At 63.1% G+C, this 19,866-nt stretch carries 16 protein-coding genes; 6 read left to right on the forward strand and 10 right to left on the reverse strand.

Translation table 11 applies throughout. From position 1 onward, the window contains the following. Nucleotides 1–160 precede the first annotated feature (160 nt). The 3 genes from INR38_RS22390 to INR38_RS22400 form a co-directional block, all read right to left on the reverse strand. Nucleotides 161–544 (reverse strand): hypothetical protein, encoded by a 384-nt coding sequence (locus INR38_RS22390; RefSeq protein ID WP_207475995.1) that lies wholly within the window; start codon nucleotides 542–544, stop codon nucleotides 161–163. Nucleotides 545–836: 292 nt separating this feature from the next. Beyond that, complete coding sequence (locus tag INR38_RS22395; protein ID WP_207444586.1) at nucleotides 837–2,417, reverse strand: esterase-like activity of phytase family protein; 1,581 nt, start codon at nucleotides 2,415–2,417, stop codon at nucleotides 837–839. Nucleotides 2,418–2,547: 130 nt separating this feature from the next. Continuing rightward, nucleotides 2,548–3,648, reverse strand: a complete 1,101-nt coding sequence (locus INR38_RS22400) for a porin (protein ID WP_013802488.1) — start codon at nucleotides 3,646–3,648, stop codon at nucleotides 2,548–2,550. Between the two features lie 598 nt (nucleotides 3,649–4,246). Here INR38_RS22400 and INR38_RS22405 point away from each other — a divergent pair. Continuing rightward, nucleotides 4,247–6,739, forward strand: coding sequence for a PAS domain S-box protein (locus INR38_RS22405; RefSeq protein ID WP_207475996.1), 2,493 nt, complete (start codon nucleotides 4,247–4,249; stop codon nucleotides 6,737–6,739). 46 nt (nucleotides 6,740–6,785) lie between these two features. Here the strand turns inward: INR38_RS22405 and INR38_RS22410 are convergent, their stop codons facing one another. The 7 genes from INR38_RS22410 to INR38_RS22440 all read right to left on the reverse strand — a co-directional run bounded on the left by INR38_RS22410 (nucleotide 6,786) and on the right by INR38_RS22440 (nucleotide 14,398). Then, nucleotides 6,786–8,516 carry a hypothetical protein gene (locus INR38_RS22410; RefSeq protein ID WP_207443471.1) on the reverse strand — a complete coding sequence of 577 codons (1,731 nt, stop codon included), beginning with the start codon at nucleotides 8,514–8,516 and terminating at the stop codon, nucleotides 6,786–6,788. A gap of 185 nt (nucleotides 8,517–8,701) precedes the next feature. Further along, nucleotides 8,702–9,196 carry a discoidin domain-containing protein gene (locus tag INR38_RS22415; RefSeq protein WP_153053742.1) on the reverse strand — a complete coding sequence of 165 codons (495 nt, stop codon included), beginning with the start codon at nucleotides 9,194–9,196 and terminating at the stop codon, nucleotides 8,702–8,704. A 177-nt stretch (nucleotides 9,197–9,373) separates the two neighbouring features. Continuing rightward, a complete protein-coding gene (locus INR38_RS22420; protein ID WP_207443472.1) occupies nucleotides 9,374–10,321 on the reverse strand; it encodes a LysR substrate-binding domain-containing protein in 948 nt (315 codons plus the stop codon). A gap of 167 nt (nucleotides 10,322–10,488) precedes the next feature. After that, nucleotides 10,489–11,652: an acyl-CoA dehydrogenase family protein gene (locus INR38_RS22425; RefSeq protein WP_012205503.1), complete on the reverse strand. Its 1,164-nt coding sequence runs from the start codon at nucleotides 11,650–11,652 to the stop codon at nucleotides 10,489–10,491. Between the two features lie 57 nt (nucleotides 11,653–11,709). Beyond that, a complete protein-coding gene (locus INR38_RS22430) occupies nucleotides 11,710–12,105 on the reverse strand; it encodes a cupin domain-containing protein (RefSeq protein WP_012205502.1) in 396 nt (131 codons plus the stop codon). Next, a complete protein-coding gene (locus tag INR38_RS22435; protein ID WP_052155323.1) occupies nucleotides 12,090–13,328 on the reverse strand; it encodes a CoA transferase in 1,239 nt (412 codons plus the stop codon). Before INR38_RS22435 ends, INR38_RS22430 begins: the two co-directional genes overlap by 16 nt. A gap of 86 nt (nucleotides 13,329–13,414) precedes the next feature. Beyond that, nucleotides 13,415–14,398, reverse strand: coding sequence for a tripartite tricarboxylate transporter substrate binding protein (locus tag INR38_RS22440; protein ID WP_088164821.1), 984 nt, complete (start codon nucleotides 14,396–14,398; stop codon nucleotides 13,415–13,417). Nucleotides 14,399–14,631: 233 nt separating this feature from the next. Between INR38_RS22440 and INR38_RS22445 the strand changes: the two genes are divergently transcribed. The 5 genes from INR38_RS22445 (at nucleotide 14,632) to INR38_RS22465 (ending at nucleotide 19,862) form a co-directional block, all read left to right on the forward strand. Then, the gene (locus tag INR38_RS22445; RefSeq protein ID WP_207443473.1) at nucleotides 14,632–15,084 is read left to right on the forward strand and encodes an SRPBCC family protein; all 453 of its coding nucleotides are present in this window, start codon (nucleotides 14,632–14,634) and stop codon (nucleotides 15,082–15,084) included. Nucleotides 15,085–15,184: 100 nt separating this feature from the next. Then, nucleotides 15,185–15,514: a cupin domain-containing protein gene (locus INR38_RS22450; protein WP_013802496.1), complete on the forward strand. Its 330-nt coding sequence runs from the start codon at nucleotides 15,185–15,187 to the stop codon at nucleotides 15,512–15,514. Between the two features lie 200 nt (nucleotides 15,515–15,714). Beyond that, nucleotides 15,715–16,245, forward strand: a complete 531-nt coding sequence (locus INR38_RS22455) for a sigma-70 family RNA polymerase sigma factor (protein WP_051940748.1) — start codon at nucleotides 15,715–15,717, stop codon at nucleotides 16,243–16,245. After that, entirely contained in the window at nucleotides 16,242–17,234 is a 993-nt protein-coding gene (locus tag INR38_RS22460; RefSeq protein WP_096916198.1) for a FecR domain-containing protein, read from the forward strand. Before INR38_RS22455 ends, INR38_RS22460 begins: the two co-directional genes overlap by 4 nt. Before the next feature lie 192 nt (nucleotides 17,235–17,426). After that, on the forward strand, nucleotides 17,427–19,862 hold the full coding sequence (locus INR38_RS22465) for a TonB-dependent receptor (RefSeq protein WP_242699155.1): 2,436 nt from the start codon (nucleotides 17,427–17,429) through the stop codon (nucleotides 19,860–19,862). Nucleotides 19,863–19,866: the final 4 nt, after the last annotated feature.

Here is a 19,866-nt window from a genome sequence, read left to right on the forward strand (position 1 = left end):
AACATCCCGGCTGCGACCGGCGGAACTTAACCGCCCGCGCGCCATTGATCCCGCTTGGTCCTGACCCTCGTTGAGCGTGAGGAGATCTCGCGGGCTCTGGCTGCGGGCGAATCCATCCACTGAGTGCCCAAGCGGCTATTGATCGTATCCATGGCACACATCAAGCAGCTGCGGTCCAGGGTAAGTCCTCAGGAGTCTTGACCCGACAGCGCTGTTCTGTGTGGATGCCAGAGGAAGCCGCGTCTCTTGGGATCGCCCTCACCAACCAGCCACTCACAGCAATGATCCCCAAACCAAAATCGCCGTCCCCGCCAGCGGCGATCTGACCCCATCCTCCACCCGAAGCCGCGCTCCATTCCCCATGATCCAAGAGTCTGAAGAGATTGCCCTGCACCGGGAGGAAAAAGCCCGGCTGTGAGCGCAGCTGGCGATTGCCACGGCGGGCCATGCCAGCGCCGTACAGGGCGCGGGCGCCAGCGATCAGGACCCGTTCGATGCACAGGTCGCGGACCAGAAGACGCTGTTCTCGGATTTCATCGAGCATCTGCCTATAGGTCTGTGCCTGGTGAGCCGGGGTGGGCAGGTGCTGATGTCCAATCCGGCCTAGCGCCATTTCCTGCCGGAAAGTCCTCCACCTTCGCTTGTGGCCCCCGAGGAAGACCCGGGGGTGCTGGCGCAGTTGGGACCAGGAAGGCAAGCCTATCCCCAGGGACCAGTTTGTGGGCGCCAGGGCTGCACGTGGCGAGCTGGTTCGGCGCGGCGACTACCCATCTGGACGAACCGCCCTGGAACACGGTGGCCCCGTTGTCTTGCCTATGCCATGCAGTCGCAGTCATTCAAGGAGCGCCGTATTCGCTCAGCTTCTTGCTGAACCCAAAGGTCCACAGTCGCTGCGTGCGATCGTTGACGTCATTGGTGGTAAAGCGCAGGCTCGCCGCGCCCTTGGCGCATTGGCCGTCGTTCACGATCTTGCCTTCGGCGTCCACCATGCATTTGGTGACGTTCGAGCCTTCGATTTCCTTGCCGCTGGCGTCCAGCACTGCCAGCGAAACACCGAAGTCGGTGTCGTTGGTCAGCGCCAGCGTGTAGTCATCGACCAGCGCCAGGCCTTCGGCCTTCTCGGCCACCCAGCCGGTGGCGTTCAGGTTGAAGAGCCGGGTCTTCTTGAGCGTCACGACCTTGGAATAGTCCGAGCCATTGACCGGCTTGCCAGTCAGGCTGCTCTTCTCCAGGTCGGAGCCCAGCGCGGTGATGTCGGTGGCGTTGGCCGGAAACTCGATCAGAACCAGGTCGTTGAAGACTTTCTTGTCCTTGCCCGTGCCTTGCTCGATGGCGATGAATTTCCCCTTGCCCAGTGAGACCACATCACCCAGCTTGGCATTGCCGGTCTTGCCTTGGTTGTACCAGCGGCTGTCCACGGGCAAGGCAAACAGGCGGGTTTTCTCGGTGGTCGGGTCAAACTCCACCCAGCGCACAAAGCGAGCGTAGTCGCGCACGTTCTCCGACTTGCCTGTGGCGTCGGCAACGGCAGCGGTGGTGTAGTCGGCCTTGCCGTCGTCCAGGGGGCTTTGCAGGAAACCGTGCAGCTTGCCGCTGGCCGCATCGATGCTCAGCCCCTCCATGCCACGGTTGGCGCGGCGCTTGGCGAGAATGGCCGGCAGATCGGCCGCGCCAGTGCCGGGCCCGTATCTCTTCTGGATGATGCCGGTGGCCGGCTCGATCTTCACGATGAAGGGTCCGTATTCGTCGGACACCCACAGCACATTGCGTGCGGCATCCACCACCACGGATTCTGTGTCCAGGCCGAATTCGCTGTAGCCCTTGGCCTTGCCGGGATAGGTGAAGGAGTCGTCCAGGACTTGCTCGCCCGTGTTGCCTGTGATGCCCCGTGGCTGCACGCGGCCGTTGGCGTTCTGTGTGGCGCTGAATCTGAGCGGCAGGGTGGAGACGAGCCTGGCTCCGTCCTTTCCCAGGGCGATCACGCCGATGGACGGAGTGAAGTTGGGCGAAGGAAACACCGTGGAACTGGCAAAGCCCGCGGGATTGGAGCCGTCAGTGATCTGCGTGACCGGGCCGGTGGTCGCGTTCGGGCCGCGATCGGTGATGGCATAGAACTCCAGCGTGCCGTCGGCATGCCTGCCCTTCAAGGCCAGGCCCGAACCGTAGGCTGGCAGAAAGCCCTTGGGGAAATCGGCCTTGGTGGCGGGGTGTTGGCCTTCGTAGGGGAAATAGAACCTGTCGTCGAACTGGACGTCCTGGCGTGTGACGGTGGCGCGGATGCTGCCGACGCCGGTGGTCTGCGTCACCGTCTCGGAGCCGGCGGCCTGGATCGGGCGGGTGTCGGCGCAGGCGCTCAGCAAGGCAGCCGCGGCGGCGATCACTGCCATCAGGCAGGAAGAAGAAGTGGGGGGGCGCATGGCGAGTAGGTCTTGAGAAGAAGAGGCAAGCCTGATAGGTAGATAGGCAGATAGGCAGATCGGCAGGCCCTGCGTGGCAAGGGCCTGCCCAAGCTTGAAGGCTTCGTTTCTGGAAAAGGCGCTGTGCCGCTCAGAACGAGTGGCTGATGCCCAGATCAACACCGGTCGAGCCGGCGTTGGCCACACCCGCAGGGCCGCCGATCAGGCCGACGCTGGCGCCGTTCTTGTTGTTGACACGCGCCAGCCCTGCGTACAGAGAGGTGCGCTTGGAGAAGTCGTAGACATATCCGATCGAATACTTGTCGGCCTTGCCGCCGCTGCGCGTGAGGGCTGAGGCGTTGCCGCTGAACTTGGCGCTGGCGTACTTGACGCGCAAGCTGCCTGGCCCCATGGGGATGGTCGCGCCCAGGTAGAAACCGTCCACCTTCCCGGAGGTTGCGCCGTTGACGGGCTCCCACTTCAGGCTGTTGTATCCGCCATTGAGCAGGAAACTGCCGAAGTTGTACGAGGCGCCCAGCACCAGGTCTTCGAGATCGCTGGTTGCGGCGATGGCGCTGGGCGAAGCCACGGCTGCGGTGCCGTCGATCCTGCCGTAGCCGATACCCACGTTCAGCGGGCCAGAGCGATAGCCCAGGTTGCCGCCTATGTACCTGCGGGCCTTGCTTGCGCCAGAGCCGGAGGCGTTCTCGTCGCCAAAGGAAACCGAGAACTGGCCATAGACACCGCCCAAGTCGCTCGGCAGGAAGTAGCCCACGGCGTTGCTGATGCGCGTGCGGTCGACCACGCCGCTTTGGCTGGCGGCGTTGTAGGCAGTCTGGCGGATCGTCTGGAACAGATTGGCCTGCACACCGGTGGTGGTGTCGGGGCCCGCGAAAGCGGTGAAGATGTTGTAGCTGGGGGTGTAGTCGCGACCCAGCCGGATTTCACCCCAGGAATTGTTGCTCAGCCCGATCGTGGAGCGGCGCTCGAAGCCAAGGGAGCCGCTGCTGCCGCCAGTGCCGACATCGGGGTTGAGGCCGCCTTCAAGCCAGAGCTGAGCTCTGTTGCCGCCGCCGAGGTCCTCCGTGCCACGCAAGCCAAGCAAGCTGGTCTTGCCTTGGCTGGAGTTCAGTGCATTGAGCCTGTTGCTGCCGGACTTGGCAATGGTGACGCCGACGTCCACCACACCAAAAATGGTGACGGAAGATTGTGCCAAGGCCAAGCTGGAAGAAGAGGCGAAGAATGTGCCCATCGCGAGTCCCAGAATGCGCGAGCACGTTTTTTGATTTTTCATTGGCGAGATACGAACTGAACTTATTAATGAGAATGACGGTAGCCTCCTGCCACCGCTGCGGGAACTCTAGGCAACACATAAGTATTCTTCGTGACAGCTGTGCTGTGTGACATGAAAGTCACAGCAGCGGCGGTGCCTGCGGCACGTTTCCTGCAGGGAAGCCCTCTCGCCGCCACCCTTCAGCCATGGCCTGCACGACGGGGCAGATCATTCATTGCCGATTTGTTTGATTCATATTCGAGAAATTGGCGAAAATATGCATTCTTTTGCCATTTTCCCAATAAGGTTCTCGACTTCCATATTTTCAACGGCACATTTAGAGCGTTCGTCGACCGATTCATCAGTCATTGGGGAACCAAATTCAGCCCATTGCACGGCCAGTTCAACCCAATAGTCCCTGGGAGGCCGAAAGCCCACAAGAATTGCCGCACAAAGGACTGCAGCCTCAACATCGGTCGCACCAGCAGTCACAGCTATGATCCCCAGGCAGCATCGCCGTCCCCGCCAGCGGCGAGCTGCCCCTCTCCTCCACCCAACGCCCCGCTCCACCCCCCCCATGATCCAAGAGTCCGAAGAGATTGCCCTGCTTCGCGAGGAAAACGCCCGGCTGCGGGCGCAGCTGGCGATTGCCACGGCGGGCAATGCCAGCGCCGTGCAGGGCGTGGGCGCCAGCGATCAGGACCCATTCGATGCGCAGGTCGCGGATCAAAAAACGCTGTTCTCGGATTTCATCGAGCATCTGCCGATAGGCCTGTGCCTGGTGAGCAAGGGCGGCAAGGTGCTGATGTCCAACCCGGCCTACCGCCATTTCCTGCCGGACACCCCCATCCCTTCGCTGCTGTCGGCCGAGGAGGACCGGGGGCGCTGGCGCAGCTGGGACAAGGAGGGCAAGCCCGTCCCCCGCGACCAGTTTGTGGCCGCCCGCGCGTTCCGCGGTGAGCTGGTGGTGCCGGGCGTTGACTGTGTCTATGACACGCCCCAGGGGCTTGAGGTATGGACGCGCGTGTTCGGGGTGCCGCTGCGCAATGCGGACAAGGAAGTCGTGGCCACGGCCATCGCCATTCTGGACATCGATGCGGAACGGCGCGCGCTGGACATGTTGCGCCAGAGCGAGGAACGGCTGGATGCGCTGGTGCGCTCCTCCTCGGAAGTGCGCTACTCCATCAGTGCGGACTGGAGTGAGCTGCATCAGCTGGCAGGCGGCGGGTTCATCCCCGACACGCAGGCGTCCAACACGAACTGGCTGGAAGACTACATCCCCCCGGAGGACCGCGACCTGGTGCGCGCGGAGATCGCGCGGGCCATCCGCACGAAGACCGACTACGTGATCGAGCACCGGGTGAACCGGGTTGATGGCAGCGTGGGCTGGGCGTTCTCGCGCGCCGTGCCGCTGTTCGATGCCGCAGGCGCCATCACCGGCTGGCTGGGAGCGGCCTCCGACATCACCGAGCGCAAGCAGGCCCAGGCCGCGCTGGAGCGCTTGAATGCCACGCTGGAGGAACAGGTGGCAGAGCGCACGGCCGACCGCAACGCGCTGTGGCAGCTGTCATCCGACATCATGATGCGCTGCACGTTCGAGGGCATCATCACTGCGGTCAACCCGGCCTGGACCGAGGTATTGGGCTGGCGTGAAGACGAGCTGCTGGGCACAACGCTTTTTCATCTCATCCATCCGGAGGATCTGGCGCGCACCATCCAGGACACGCAGGAGCTGGCCACAGGCATGGCGCATGCCAGGTTTGATAACCGGTATCGCCATCGGGACGGAAGCTACCGCTGGATCTCCTGGTCCACGCGTTCGGCGGCAGGCCGCATCAACGCGGTGGGCCGCGACATCACCTCCGAAATGGCCAAGGCCGAAGCGCTGGCCAAGGTGCAGGAGCAACTGCGCCAGTCGCAGAAGATGGAGGCCGTGGGCCAGTTGACGGGCGGCCTTGCGCACGACTTCAACAACCTGCTGGCGGCCGTCATGGGCAATCTGGAGCTGCTGCAGCGGATGCTGGCGCGCGGCCAGGTGGACAACCTCACGCGCTTCATCCATGGAGCGCAGGGGGCGGTGCGGCGCGCCGCCACGCTCACGCAGCGGCTGCTTGCGTTCTCGCGCCGGCAGATCCTGGACTCCAAGCCCACCGATATGGCCGCGCTCCTGGCCGATTGGGAGGACCTGCTGCGCAGGACCGTGGGCGCCAGCGTGGACATCGACATCGTGCCGGCAGCCCATCTGTGGCATGCGCAAATCGATGGAACGCAGCTGGAGAACGCCATCCTGAACCTGTGCATCAACGCCCGCGATGCCATGCCCGAAGGCGGCCGGCTGACCATCAGGACAGCCAATATCGAGCTTGAAGAGGCGGCAGCCCGGGAGTGGGATCTTCCGCCGGGCGGCTATGTGTCGCTGTGCGTCACCGATACGGGCACCGGCATGTCGGAGCAGACCATTGCGCGCGCCTTCGAGCCGTTCTACACCACCAAGCCGGTGGGCCATGGAACAGGATTGGGGCTGTCGATGATCTACGGCTTCGCGCGGCAATCGGGAGGAGCGGTCAGGATCTTCTCCCAGCCGGGCCAGGGCACCACGGTCTGCCTGTATCTGCCCAGGTGCGACGCCGCGCCCGTTGCAGAACGCGCGGTCGATGCGGCAAGGCAGGTAGTCGTTCCTGCCCAAAGGACCTTGCTGGTCGTGGATGACGAAGCCCCGATCCGCCATCTCATCGACGAGGCGCTTGTCGACCTGGGCTACACGGTGCTTGCCGTGGCCGATGCAGCCGCCGCACTGCAGGTACTGCGCGCCGGAACCCGGGTGGACATGCTGATCACGGACATGAGGCTTCGCGGCGGAATGAACGGCAAGCAGCTGGCCGACGAGGCGCGCCTGGCCCGGTCCGACCTGCCGGTGCTCTTCATCACCGGGTTCACCGAGGCATCTCCGCTCAGCCAGGAAAACCTGCACCCCGGTACGCAGCTTCTGACCAAGCCGTTCACATTGGATGCGCTGGCGCTCAAGGTGGCGGAGATTCTGGGCAGTACCGACGCTGTGCCATCGGACTGAAGCTGACACGTGGGCACATGGGCACGTGGGCAGAGTCGATCGCCGACTACAGAGGGGCACTGTCAAAGCGGGAAGTGCACTCAGTGCCCAGCGCCTGACTGTCAACTTGGTAGATTGCAGAGTAAGGCGAGAAATCGTTTTTCTTTCTCAAGGAAAAGGCATCCGGGCAAACCTCAATCAGTTCGCGCAGATGAGAAGAATAAGGGCCGTAAGTCCATTCTCCCGCATCGAAAATATATTCAGGTTTGAAATTGGCAAGTTCTTCAAGAAACTCCTTGGGTTTCAACACACTCCTGTGTAGCTCTGGCCGGCCAATGATGGTCCTGTTGAAGAACATACCATATTGATAGTTGCTGACAACAAAAATTCTTCGCTGATTATCTATGATATCTCGGTACACATCATTTGATTCGTCTCCAAATTGAGATATGAAAATTGCTTTATTCCCATCTTGCAGATTTGAATAATTCCGCTGATATGCAAGATATACGGATGAAGTCAACAGAACTACAGACACCGCCACGCAAATCGTATCCGTTGGAATTCTCTCTTGAAAATTGAAGATCCTTGGTTGTCTTGAAATACCATCAATACATGGATATCTTTTAATCAGCAGATAATTGGCAAGAGCCGTGGACACAAACAGAACATGGATTCCATGGCGTTGTTCATAAGCACCTACGGTAAACCAAACAGCCAGAAATGGCAGGACACAAAGAATCCAGAAGACCCTGCCCCTACCTGAAAACAAGGAGACCAGCATCGCCCCAATGAGAAGCATGCCTATATCCGGGGAATCGACGATGTACTTTTTCAGGGATAGCATGACTGACGCCATCCATCCGCCATTTTTCTTCACGATATCAAGCACCCCTTGATTTCCCGTGAACTCCGGGGCAACAAAGAGGGGCCATATTGCCGCGAGCAGCATCGCTACAATGCACGCGGCCAATGCCGCAGGCCGCCATTTCCAACGCCACACGCCATAGATTATCAGCATGGGAAGCGAGGCAAGGCACCAGACCAATCCGGGTTGTTTGGTGAGAGATGCCAACAAACCGCAGAACAGCGACAGCATTAAGGGACGCAATTTGGCAGGCTTCTCGGAATACTGCAACAAGAGCGTGAAGCTCAATAGAATCAATGCCGTAGCAAGCGGATCGGCATAGGCCCAAAACAGCAGATTTCCAAAACTTGCCAATGCTCCGAAAGTGAGCAGCAATGTCAGCCAGTTGATGAGTTGGCTGGAGCTCCTTGCAACAAGATCGGAAAATGCAATAACGATAACGAGAGCCGGTATTCCACACACAAGCTTCGCAGCGAAATGTGATACGTGATTGCCTTGCGCCAGGAATACGGAGCCAAGTTCATATGCAAAAAACTGAGGATACGGAGCCTGAGTGTAGTAGGTGTCATAGGGCTGACCCAAAAAATGCTGCACACCCCACATTCCCCAGCTATATATTTCGTCGTGCCTGATGAATCCGGTGCTTGTGGACTTCAGTGCAAAGAAACAAACGCCAAATACCAACAGCAAGGCAAATAAAAGCAAAGGCAGGTTTGCGCTAGTCAGTATCCCGGAAATAACACGTGCGAGGGCAAAGATCAAAAATATAAATCCCACAATCCACGGCAATATATACAACAATCTGGGCAGCTCAATATCACCATTATAGAACGCAAGTCCTACCGCCAGGAAAATCCCCGCTAACGCAAATACCGCATACTCAGATGCAGATATATCTGCAGAATTGAATTTTCTCTTAGAAAACAACATCAATATTGCCAAAGATAAGCCAGAAAACTCAAAGAATTAAAAAATACAGTGAGCATGCTTTTTCAACGTGGGGAGGTATTTGGCCAATTTTGCATAGCCACAATAAAAAACAGCCTCAATTTTCCCAATAAATTCTCAACAGGAATAAGAATTCAGGAGGCTCAGGCTTTTCCAAGAATCAACATCTATTGATATATCTCAATATCAGCCCATGCCACCCAAGATGGTGATGATATTGTTTCAACATAGACAACTCGCACAGGGTCTGGGCGGCGATTCTGAAATTCCAACCAAAGACCACCACTCGTGTAACTCGTGATTGCGCCGAGGAAGATCATTTTCCCTCCATTGGTTCTTCCCCATATCCGATGATTTGTATCCCCTGCAGGACTTTGCACCGTCAACAAACGAATAAGAGAAAAATTCCTTTCCCACCCAAGATCCAAGGCAATCCACTGGGTTGAAAATCCATTGGAATTCCAATATGTACCGGCATTTCCGTCAATTGCTTTGAGTGAATCCCCATAGTTTCCAGAAGCGCCAAAAATACCGAGCGGAATCTTGGTCCCATAGCTATTCGCAGATACGGTTTTTGCCTCGGAGAGTACTTCTGCACTGGCTGACAAAGCAGTTGCAGAAAGTAAAACGCAAAGAACAGATCCGATGAAATTTTCTCGCATGATTGCATCTCCTTCAATATTGCGCAAAATTGCGCAATGCAAGGCTAGGACGCAATAATGGCTAAGGCAATAAGACCAATCCTATTATTCGATCTACCATATTCAGAAGAGCGATGTATCTGCAGGCGACAACAGAAAACGTTTGGCCAGGGCCTCAAAAGGCGTAACCCATCTGTGTCAAAGCCCATTCGACTCTCTCAATACCAGACGCCGAACATGCTCAATAAACGCCTCCAGCACCGCCGCAGGCTGGTCCGCCCGCCAGGCCATGACAGCGGGCGTCATGGCCTGCTGCGGACCGCGCAGCGGCACGAACACCACGCCGTTCATGCCCACGCGCTGCATGCAGCTGGGCACCAGGGCCACGCCCTGCTCTGCCGAGACCAGAGCCATGACGGTGAGCCACTGGCGCGCTGCGTGGCGGGTGTGGGGGTGGATGCCGGCCTGCTGCAGGCAGGCGATGACGTTGTCGTAGTTGGCCGGGGCCACTTCGCGGGCGAACATGACGAAGGTGTCGCGGGCCAGTTCGCGCAGGTCGATGTCGGACTGCCGGGTCAGCGCATGCGTGGCGGGCAGGCAGCAGACAAAGGGTTCCTCGCCAATCGACAGGGTCTGCAGGCCATCTGGCGGGGTGGCTATGTTGAGAAAGCCGCAGTCGATCTGGCCGCTGGCAATGGCCTGCAGTTGCTCGCGCGTGGACATTTCATGCAGGCAGACTTCGACCAGGGGGCGTTCTGCGCGGAAGGCACGGCAGAAGTCCGGCACCTGGCGGTAGACCATGGAGCCGGTGATGCCCACGTCCAGCCGGCCCTGCATGCCTTCGGCCACGCCGCGCACCACGTCGGCCGCATGCTGCAGCTGGGCGAGCACCTTGCGTGCCTCGACCAGGAAGGCCTCGCCCGCAGGGGTGAGGCGCACGTTCTTGGCGTCGCGGTCCATGAGGCTGGCGCCCAGGTCCTGCTCCAGGGTCTTGAGCGCCATGCTCAGCGGCGGCTGGGTGATGCACAGCCGCTGGGCCGCGCGGCCGAAGTGACGTTCCTCGGCCAGGGCGACGAAATAGCGCAGCAGGTGGGTCTTCATGAGAGGCGGCGGATGAGGAGCAAGCGAGATGGCATCTTGCACCATGGCTACCTCTGAAATACAGATTGATAAATCATGGGACTTCAGATGGTTCGCAGCCACAAAACCCGCGCACCTCAACTTTGAGACACCGAGGAAGGGCCGCCCCGCACCGAGGGTGTCGTCCCCCTCCGCGCAGCGAGAAGGGGGAAGGCGCGAAGCGACTCAAGGGGTCAATACGATTTAGGCAAGCCCAATACCTTTTCGGCGATGAAGCACATGATCAATTGGGGGCTGACGGGCGCCAGGCGCGGGATCCAGGATTCGCGCATGTAGCGCTCCACGTGGTATTCCTTGGCGTAGCCCATGCCGCCGTGCGTGAAGATGGCGGTTTCGCAGGCCTTGGCGCAGGCTTCGGCTGCCAGGTACTTGGCGGCGTTGGCCTCGGCGCCGCAGGGCAGGCCCCTGTCGTAGAGGAAGGCGGCCTTTTGCACCATGAGGTGGGCCGCCTCAAGCCCCATCCAGGCCTGGGCGAGCGGGTGCTGTATGCCCTGGTTCTGGCCGATGGGACGGTCGAAGACCACGCGCTCCTTGGCGTACTGGGTGGCGCGCGCCAGGGCGGCGCGGCCCAGGCCTACGGCCTCGGCGGCGATGAGGATGCGCTCGGGATTGAGGCCGTGCAGGATGTACGAGAAGCCCTTGCCCTCTTCGCCGATGCGGTCCTCGGCGGGGATGCGCAGGCCGTCGATGAACAGCTGATTGGTGTCCACGCATTTGCGGCCCAGCTTGTCGATCTCGCGCACTTCGATGCGTTCGCGGTCCAGGTCGGTGTAGAACAGGCTCAGGCCTTCCGTGCCCTTGCACTCTTCCACGGGCTTGGTGCGCACCAGCAGCAGGATCTTGTTGGCAACCTGGGCGGTGGAGATGAAGACTTTCTGGCCATGGACCACGTAGACGTCGCCATCGCGCACGGCGCGGGTCTGCAGCTTGAGGGTGTTGAGGCCGGCATTGGGCTCGGTGACGCCGAAGCAGGCCTTGTCCGTGCCCGCGATCAGCGGGGGCAGCCAGCGGCGCTTTTGCTCGTCCGTGCCGAAGACGACGACGGGGTGCAGGCCGAAGATGTTCATGTGCACGGCCGAGGCGCCCGACAGGCCCGCGCCCGTGGCCGAGATGGTGTGCATCATCAGCGCCGCTTCGCTGATGCCCAGGCCCGCGCCGCCGAATTCTTCGGGCATGGCAATGCCCAGCCAGCCCGCGTCGGCCAGGGCCTTGTGGAAGTCGTGCGGGAAGCCGCCTTCGTGGTCCTTGCGCAGCCAGTAGTCGGCGTCAAAGGGGGCGCAGGCGCGCTCGACGGCGTCGCGTATCTGTTCCTGTTCTTCGTTCCACAGAAAGTCCATGGTGTGTTCTCCGTTGCTTGTTGCTGTTCGCTTGTCGTGTCTGTGGGGTGACGGGGCTCAGGCTGCCGGCCGGCGCACGCGCTCGGGGTTCTCGCCGTAGGGCGGGCTGTAGAAGACCAGCAGGCGCACGGGCTCGGCGCTGGTCACGCGGAAGATGTGCATGCAGTCCTCGGGGAAGAAGCAGGTGTCGCCGGGCTGCATGGCAAAGCGTTCCTTGCCGTCCGGGGTGTCGATTTCCACCTCGGCCGTGCCGGCCAGCAGGTAGCAGGCCTGCTCCATGCCGGGGTGGGCATGGGGCAGCGCGCCGCCGCCCTGCTCCAGCGTGCCCAGTACCAGCTCCATGTGGCGCGCGCCCACGTTGGCGGCGCTGACCAGGCGCCGGTTGACGGTGCCGTGGTGGTTGGCGGGGCTGTAGCCGGGCACGTCTTGTTCGCGGATCAGGTAGCGGGGCATGGGCGGTTTCCTTCTGTTTGTGCCTGTGCTTGTGTTTGTGGTGGGGCGTCTTGCAGCGCGGCAGCCTGGCTGCAGGCGCGGCTGGCCTGCAGGGCGGCCAGCTCGGCCTCGGTCAGGCCCGCGTCGCGCAGCACCTGCAGGGTGTGTTCGCCCAGGCGCGGCGCGGGGGCGGCGCGTTCTGCGGGCGGCGTGGCGCTCCAGCGCGTGGGGCTGGCCGTGGTGCGCAGCCGGCCTTCGCTGGGGTGGTCTATCTCGTGCACGAAGCCGGTGGCCTGGTGCTGGGGGTCGGCGATCAGGTCCTCGGGCGAGGCCATGGGCATGTTGGGCACATCGGCCGCGTCCAGCAGCGTGCGCCATTCGGCGGTGGTGCGCCCTGCCATCAGCCGCGAGACTTCGGCATAGACGGCATCGATGTGCAGCGCGCGCTGGCTGTGGGTGGCGAAGATGGGCTCGGCCATGCGCTCGGGCTGGCCTATGGCGTTGAAGAAGCTGTGCCAGTGCTTGTCGTTGTAGATGAGAACGCACAGGTGGCCGTCGCTGGTGCGATAGGGCCTGCGGTGGGCCGTGAGCAGGCGCGCATAGCCGGGGCCGCCCAGTTGTGGCTCGAACGACAGGCCCGCCATGTGGTCGCCCAGGATGAACTGGGTCATGGCCTCGAACATGGGCACGACCACGGCCTGGCCCCTGCCGGTCTTCTCGCGCGCATAGAGGGCGGCCGTGACGGCATAGACCGCGTGCAGGCCGGTGACGCGGTCGCCCAGGGTCATGGGGGCATAGGCCGGCTCGCCGCCGCCGTATTGCTGCGCCAGCCAGGGCACGCCGGTGGCGCCCTGGATGAGGTCGTCATAGGCGGGCCTGGCCGCGTAGGGGCCGCGCTGGTCGAAGCCGCAGCAGCTCACGTGGATGATGCGCGGGTTGCGCGCCGCCACGTCCTCGTAGGCCAGGCCCAGGCGCGCCATGGCCTGGGGCCGCACGTTGCTGACCAGCACGTCGCAGCCTTCGGCCAGGCGCAGCAGGGCCTCGCGCGCGGCGCCCTGCTTGAGGTCCAGCACCACGGAGCGCTTGCCCTGGTTGGCCTGCAGGAAGATGTGGCCCATGGCGGGGTTGCGCATGGGGCCGACGTGGCGCATGTTGTCGCCCTCGGGCGATTCGACCTTGATCACCTCGGCCCCCAGGCCCGCAAGGATCTGGGTGGCAAAGGGCCCCATGACCACCGAGGTCATGTCCAGCACCTTCACCCCTGCAAGAGGGCCTTGCTGTCCCTGCTGCTCCTGCTGTCCCTGCTGCGCTTCTTGCATGCCGGTCTCCCTCACTGCGCCTCGATGCCGGCCTGCTTGACCAGTTGTCCCCAGCGGGCCATCTGGTCCTTCACATAGGTGGCGAACTCGGCAGGCGTGGCCGTGGGCCAGACCTCGAAGCCGACCTGGGCCAGCTGCTCCTGCACGGCCTTGTCCTTGAGGATGGCCTGCAGCTCGGTGTTCAGCCGCTCGGTGATCTCGGCCGGCATCCCGGCCGGGCCGAAGATGCCGTTCCAGGAAGTGATGTCGAAGCCCGGCAGCGTCTTGCCGATGGCCGGCACATTGGGCAGCAGGGTCGAACCCTTGGCCGCCGTCACGGCCAGGGTGCGCACGCGGTCGGTCTTGATCGTGCCCCAGGCCGAGCCCAGGTCGGCCACATAGACCTGGATCTGGTTGCCCATGAGGTCGGTCAGCGCCTGCGGGCTGGACTTGTAGGGCACCGAAGTGATCTGGGCGTGCGTGACGTACTTGAAGGTTTCCGAGGCCACCAGCGAGGTGCTGTTGGGCGTGCCGTAGGACAGGCGGTCGGGATTGGCCTTGGCGTAGTCGATCAGTTCCTGCACGGTCTTGGCAGGAACGGAGGGGTGGACCAGCAGCGCGAACGGCAGCTCGCCCACGCGCGCCACGGGCGTGAAATCCTTGACGGGGTCGTACTTCAGGCCCTTGACCAGCCAGGGGTTGGCCGAGTGCGAGGTGTTGGTGGTCATGAACAGCGTGTAGCCGTCCGGCTTGGCCTTGGCCACATGGTTGGCGGCAATCTGTGCATTGGCGCCGGCCTTGTTGTCCACGATCACGGGCTGCTTGAGCCGCTCGCCCAGCCGGGTGGCCACCAGGCGCGCCACGGCGTCCGTGCCGCTGCCGGCCGCGAACGGCACGACCAGGGTGATGGGATTGGAGGGGTAACCCCCCTGCGCCGACACGGAGGGCGCGGCCACGGCCGCAATGGTGCTGATAGCGCCAAGGGCCAGGGCCCTGCGCAACGGGGAATGCTTCATTTGCTTGTCTCCTGTTTCCTATCCTGTTTCCTATGGAAAGCGGCGCTGTGTGTCCAGCGCTCGCCGCCATGGTGCGGGCGTCAATGATTCAAGTCCAATTCTTTAAAACCAAGCAAGGATTCGATTTATGAATCATTGAATCCTGCGTCAGGCTCCATGTCCCGCCTCTTGCGCAAGGACTGCATCGGTGCGAGGCTGGCAGCCTTGCACGACACCATGCCAAGGAGTTCCGCATGTCCCACACCGTCCACACCATCCGGCTTCATCGCATCCTCAAGGCACCGCCGCAGCGCGTGTACCAGGCATTCACCACGGCCGCTGCCCTGGCCAAATGGCTGCCGCCCCACGGCTACATCTGCGAGGTGCCCGAGTTCGACGCCCGGGTCGGCGGGCGCTACCGCATGGCCTTCGTCAATCTGTCCACGGGCGGGCGAAGCGGCTTCGGCGGGGAGTTCCTGGACCTGGAGCCTGGCCAGCTGGTACGCCATACCGACCGCTTCGACGACCCGCAACTGCCTGGCGAGATGATCACCACCATCACGCTGCGCGAGGTGTTCTGCGGCACTGAAATGGATGTGACCCAGGAAGGCGTGCCCGCCGTCATTCCCGCCGAGGCCTGTCACCTGGGCTGGCAGGAGTCGCTGCAGTTGCTGACCCTGCTGGTGGAGGCCAGCGTGCCGGGCTGAGACCCTGCACAAGCCCCTGCTGTCACACAGCTGCGGTTGATGGATTGCGGTGCTTCGGAGGACAATGGCAGTATTGCCCGCCAACGCCCGGAGGTCCGCCATGGCCACCCCCTTTGCACTGACCGCTCAAGCCATCGATGTCCTGCCGTTTGGTGCGCGGCTGGCGGGTGCCCGGACCTGCGCCCTGTTCAAGTCCCAGGACATGGAGGTCATCCGTGTGGTGCTGCGCGCCAGCCAGTCGCTGCCGCCGCACAAGGTGCCGGGCAGCGTCAGCCTGCACTGCCTGGAAGGCGAGCTGGAGGTGATGCTCGGCGAAAGCCGCCAGTCCCTGCAGGCCGGCCAGCTGATGCACCTGCCGGCCAACATGGCGCATGCGGTACGCGCCATCGAAGACACCTCCGCTCTGGTCACCATCGTTCTGTGCAGCTGAACGGCTGATGCGGATCATGCTGCCTCGCGCGCGGCCTGCCCGCGTGCGAATGGTTGTGCCTGCGCCTCATTTGCGATTCATTCTCATTACCAAATCTATAATCACGCCTTTCTCGTTAGCTCACGCCATGGACGCAGCCGCCGCCAGCCCTTCGCAATGCATGACGAGCCCCGTGATTGCATTCGTTGAATGGACGCTCCATGGACGCGCAGATTTCCCAGTCCGCCAAGGCGGCAACCAGCGTGGAAAGCCTGTACCACAGCCACCAGAACTGGCTGCAGGGCTGGTTGCGGCGCCGGTTGGGCGACTCCTTCGACGCGGCCGACATGGCGCAGGACGTGTTCATGCGCCTGCTCACCCGCCAACCCGGCCCTGACGCAACCGGCCTGCGCCAGCCCCGCGCCTACCTGAGCACCATTGCCCATGGCCTGCTGGTGGACCACTGGCGCCGTCGCGAGCTGGAACGTGCCTGGCTGGAAACCCTGGCCCTCATGCCCGAGGCGCAGGCCCCCTCGCCGGAAAGCCGGCTGATCTTCCTGGAAACCCTGGTCGCCATAGACCGCATGCTGGATGCCTTGAAGCCCCGCGTGCGCAGCGCCTTTCTGTGGGCGCAGCTGGAAGGACTCACCTGCCCGCAGATCGCCGAACGACTGGGCGTGTCCCTGGCCACGGCCGAGCGCTACATCGCCACGGCCCTGCGCCACTGCTACGCGCTGCGCTTCGGGGCATGAGCAGCGATCTTTCGCCCGGCCTGATCGACGAAGCCATCCAGTGGTCCGTACGGCTGGACTTCAACACGCCCAGCCCCGCAACACGGCAGGCCTTCGAGCAATGGCTGCATGCGCAGCCCGCCCATGCCCTGGCCTGGGATCGGGTGCAATCACTGAGGACCGACTTTGGCCGCATGCCGCAACGCCTGGCACTGGACACGCTGGATGCAGCGCAGCGCATGCGCCAGTCCCGCAGCGTCTCGCGCCGCCGCGCCCTCAAGCTGCTGTCCTTGTCCGGAATCGCCACGGCAACGGGCTGGATGGCCTACAGCCACACGCCTTGGCAGCGCCTGCTGGCCAGCGCCAGCACCTCGGTGGGCGAGCAGCGCACCGTCAGGCTGGACGATGGCAGCACCATCGTGCTCAACACGGACACGGCCATCCGCACGGAGCTGGACCCGCAGCAGCGCCTGGTGGTGCTCAGCCGTGGGGAAATCCTGGTGACCACGGGCGCCGACGAGACTGCACCCGGCCACCGGCCCTTCAGGGTGCGCACGCCGTTCGGCGATCTGCAGGCCCTGGGCACGCGCTTTGTGGTCAGGCTGCACAAGCATCGGGCCCTTGTCAGCGTGCAGGAAGGCGCCGTACGGCTGACGCCTGCAAAGGCCGCAGACAGCGCCGCACGGCAAACGGCGATGCCCGGCTCGCCGTGGTGGCTGTCGGCCGATGCCAGTACCCCGGCACCTCCCCCGGACTTTGGTGCGGACGACTGGGCAGATGGCGTGATGGCAGGCCGGGCCATCCGCCTGGGTGACCTTCTGGCGGAACTGGGGCGCTACCGCCATGGGCACATCAGTTGCGACGAGCGCGTGGCAGGCCTGCGCCTGTCGGGCACCTTCCATGTGCGCCAGACCGAGCAGGTGCTGCAGCTCATCGCGCAGACGCAGCCCGTGAGCATCAGCCGGCGCACGCGCTGGTGGGTTCATGTGGGGCCGGCATCCGGCCAGTGATTTCCACTTTTTTTTCAGAAAAAGTGAGGGGATCCGGATTTTCGTACGGCCTGGGAATGAGTCCTTCAATCCTTTCCCGTATTCCATCCAGGAGAACCCAGCATGTCCCGTCATCACCCGCCCAGGCCCGGTAGCCAACCGCAGTGGCGCCCCCGACCGCTTGTCACTCTTGTGCAAGCCGCCGTCATCGGCATGGCGATGTCGACCCTCGTGCCTTCAGGCGCAGCATGGGCGCAGACGGCCACAGGCCAGGCCGGAGCGCTCACGCGCGATTTCAGCATTGCAGCAGGTCCGCTCGATGCGGCACTGGATCGCTTCTCGCGCGCAGCGGGCGTCAGCCTGTCCTATGACCCGGCACTGGTGGCGGGCCTGCGCACGGGCGGGCTGACCGGCAGCCACGGCGTGTCGGCCGGATTGCAGCAACTGCTGGCGGGCAGCGGCGTGGCAGCCGTGCAGCAGCCTGGCGGAGGCTTTTCACTGAAGGCTGCCGCGCCCTTGCCTGCTGCGGCAGGCCCGACCCCACCGTCTTCCGCCAGCACGCTGCAGACCGTCAATGTGACGGCCGATGCGGAGCGCAGCAGCGCCACGGAAGGCACGGGCTCATACACCACGCCCAGCATGGCCAGCGCCACGGGGCTGAACCTGTCGCAGCGCCAGACGCCGCAGTCCGTGAGCGTGGTGACGCGCCAGCAAATGGATGACTTCCACCTGAGCACCCTGCAGGACATTGCCAAGGTCACGCCCGGGCTGTATGCCAAGAACCCGGCCGTGACCGATTCGGAGTCCACCTTCTACGCGCGCGGATTTGCGCTGGAGCATGTGAATGTGGACGGCCTGCCGCTGGACGTGACGGGCTTCAATTCACGCAATGTCTCGGCCGACCTGCTGATGTATGACCGCGTGGAGGTGGTGCGCGGCGCCACGGGCCTGATGGATGGCGTGGGCGCGCCTTCGGGCTCGGTCAACCTGGTGCGCAAGCGCCCTACGGCCCAGCCGCTGCTCAATGCCACGCTGGGCCTGGGCAGCTGGAACAACCGCCAGGCCTCGCTGGACGCAAGCCGTGCGCTCAATGCCAGCGGCAGCGTGCGCGCTCGCGTGGTGGGCGGCTGGCGCGACAGCGACAGCTTTGTCGATGTCACCAACACCCGCAATGCCAGCCTGTACGGCATCGTGGAAGCGGACCTCACGCCAGACACCACGCTGGGCCTGGGCGCCTACCGCCAGCGCACGCGCACCAAAGGCGTGTTCACGGGCCTGCCCACCCTGCCCGATGGCGGCCATATGGACCTGCCGCGCTCCACTTTCCTCAACAACGCGGAGTCTTTCCAGAACCGCGACAACGATGGCGTGTTCGTTGATCTGGAGCAGCGCCTGCGCAACGGCTGGACGGTCAAGCTGGGCATCAACCATGTCGAGGCCGATTCCGACATCCGAAACACCACCAACAGCCGCGTCGCGGGATCGACCACACAGCTGGAGCAGTCCGAGACGGGCTGGCGCTACGGCACACGCCAGACCGTGGCCGACCTGCGCGCCCGGGGCCCGGTCGAGTGGTTCGGGCGCACGCACGAGATCGCCGTGGGCGCCAGCTACCGCAATGACAGCTCGCATGCGGCCGAGACCTGGGGGTCGTCGGCCTCGCGCATCGTCGACATTGCGAACTGGAATCCCTACTCCGCGCCCTGGACCGGCTCAGTGCCTGCCAATGGCGACCTGTGGGGCCGCAAGACGCGCGAAAAAGCCATCTACGCCAGCGGCAACTTCAGCCTGGCCGATCCGCTGCACCTGATTCTGGGCGGGCGTCTGGGCTGGTATGAGCAGGACACGACGGGCTGGTACACCGGCACGCCCAACTGGAAGCGCAGCCTGGACGAGAGCGCCAGGTTCGTTCCCTATGCGGGCCTGGTCTATGACGTGGATGACAGGCATTCGGTCTATGCCAGCCTGACACAGAGCTACCAGCCCCAAAGCTCGATGGACGTGCGGGGCAACACCCTGGACCCGATGACAGGCACCAACTACGAGCTGGGCGCCAAGGGCGAGTACTTTGACGGGCGACTCCATGCCAGCGCCTCGGTGTTCCGCATCACGCAGCGCAACCGTGCCGTGCGTGACGATGCCAATTGCCCCACCAGCGGCGCCATCAGTTGCTTTCGCGCGGCCGGCGAGATCCAAAGCGATGGCCTGGAGTTGCAGCTGTCCGGACTGCTGCAGCCCGGCTGGCAGGTTTCGGCCGGCTACACCTATGTGCGGGCGCGCTACACCAAGGACCGGATTGCCACCAACATCGGCCAGCGCGTGAGCACCGACGAGCCCCAGCACCTGCTCAAGCTCTACACCAGCTATCGCCTGCCCGGCGAGTACGGGCGCTGGAGCCTGTACGGATCGCTGCATGCGCAAAGCAAGATGTTCCGCCGCGAAACCGGCTTCGAGACCACGCAGCGCAGCTACGCCCTGCTGGGCCTGGGCGTGGGCTACCAGGTCAATGCCAATGCCCATGTGCAGCTGAGCGTGGACAACCTGCTGGACCGTCGCTACTACCAGGATCTTGGCTATTCATGGTCGGGGGGCCTGGCGCGCTACGGGGCACCGCGCTCGGTGTCCGTGACGCTCAGCTACAGGCTCTGAGGCC

The sequence above is a fragment of the Delftia sp. SD018 genome (genome assembly GCF_017355445.1).
Classification (GTDB): domain Bacteria; phylum Pseudomonadota; class Gammaproteobacteria; order Burkholderiales; family Burkholderiaceae_C; genus Comamonas; species Comamonas acidovorans.

What these genes read in the sequence shown, in the direction of transcription:
- INR38_RS22390 (WP_207475995.1), bottom strand. Translation starts at nt 544, where the DNA reads ATGCTCGATGAAATCCGAGAACAGCGTCTTCTGGTCCGCGACCTGTGC.
- INR38_RS22395 (WP_207444586.1), bottom strand. Translation starts at nt 2,417, where the DNA reads ATGCGCCCCCCCACTTCTTCTTCCTGCCTGATGGCAGTGATCGCCGCC.
- INR38_RS22400 (WP_013802488.1), bottom strand. Translation starts at nt 3,648, where the DNA reads ATGGGCACATTCTTCGCCTCTTCTTCCAGCTTGGCCTTGGCACAATCT.
- INR38_RS22405 (WP_207475996.1), top strand. Translation starts at nt 4,247, where the DNA reads ATGATCCAAGAGTCCGAAGAGATTGCCCTGCTTCGCGAGGAAAACGCC.
- INR38_RS22410 (WP_207443471.1), bottom strand. Translation starts at nt 8,516, where the DNA reads ATGTTGTTTTCTAAGAGAAAATTCAATTCTGCAGATATATCTGCATCT.
- INR38_RS22415 (WP_153053742.1), bottom strand. Translation starts at nt 9,196, where the DNA reads ATGCGAGAAAATTTCATCGGATCTGTTCTTTGCGTTTTACTTTCTGCA.
- INR38_RS22420 (WP_207443472.1), bottom strand. Translation starts at nt 10,321, where the DNA reads ATGGTGCAAGATGCCATCTCGCTTGCTCCTCATCCGCCGCCTCTCATG.
- INR38_RS22425 (WP_012205503.1), bottom strand. Translation starts at nt 11,652, where the DNA reads ATGGACTTTCTGTGGAACGAAGAACAGGAACAGATACGCGACGCCGTC.
- INR38_RS22430 (WP_012205502.1), bottom strand. Translation starts at nt 12,105, where the DNA reads ATGCCCCGCTACCTGATCCGCGAACAAGACGTGCCCGGCTACAGCCCC.
- INR38_RS22435 (WP_052155323.1), bottom strand. Translation starts at nt 13,328, where the DNA reads ATGACCTCGGTGGTCATGGGGCCCTTTGCCACCCAGATCCTTGCGGGC.
- INR38_RS22440 (WP_088164821.1), bottom strand. Translation starts at nt 14,398, where the DNA reads ATGAAGCATTCCCCGTTGCGCAGGGCCCTGGCCCTTGGCGCTATCAGC.
- INR38_RS22445 (WP_207443473.1), top strand. Translation starts at nt 14,632, where the DNA reads ATGTCCCACACCGTCCACACCATCCGGCTTCATCGCATCCTCAAGGCA.
- INR38_RS22450 (WP_013802496.1), top strand. Translation starts at nt 15,185, where the DNA reads ATGGCCACCCCCTTTGCACTGACCGCTCAAGCCATCGATGTCCTGCCG.
- INR38_RS22455 (WP_051940748.1), top strand. Translation starts at nt 15,715, where the DNA reads ATGGACGCGCAGATTTCCCAGTCCGCCAAGGCGGCAACCAGCGTGGAA.
- INR38_RS22460 (WP_096916198.1), top strand. Translation starts at nt 16,242, where the DNA reads ATGAGCAGCGATCTTTCGCCCGGCCTGATCGACGAAGCCATCCAGTGG.
- INR38_RS22465 (WP_242699155.1), top strand. Translation starts at nt 17,427, where the DNA reads ATGGCGATGTCGACCCTCGTGCCTTCAGGCGCAGCATGGGCGCAGACG.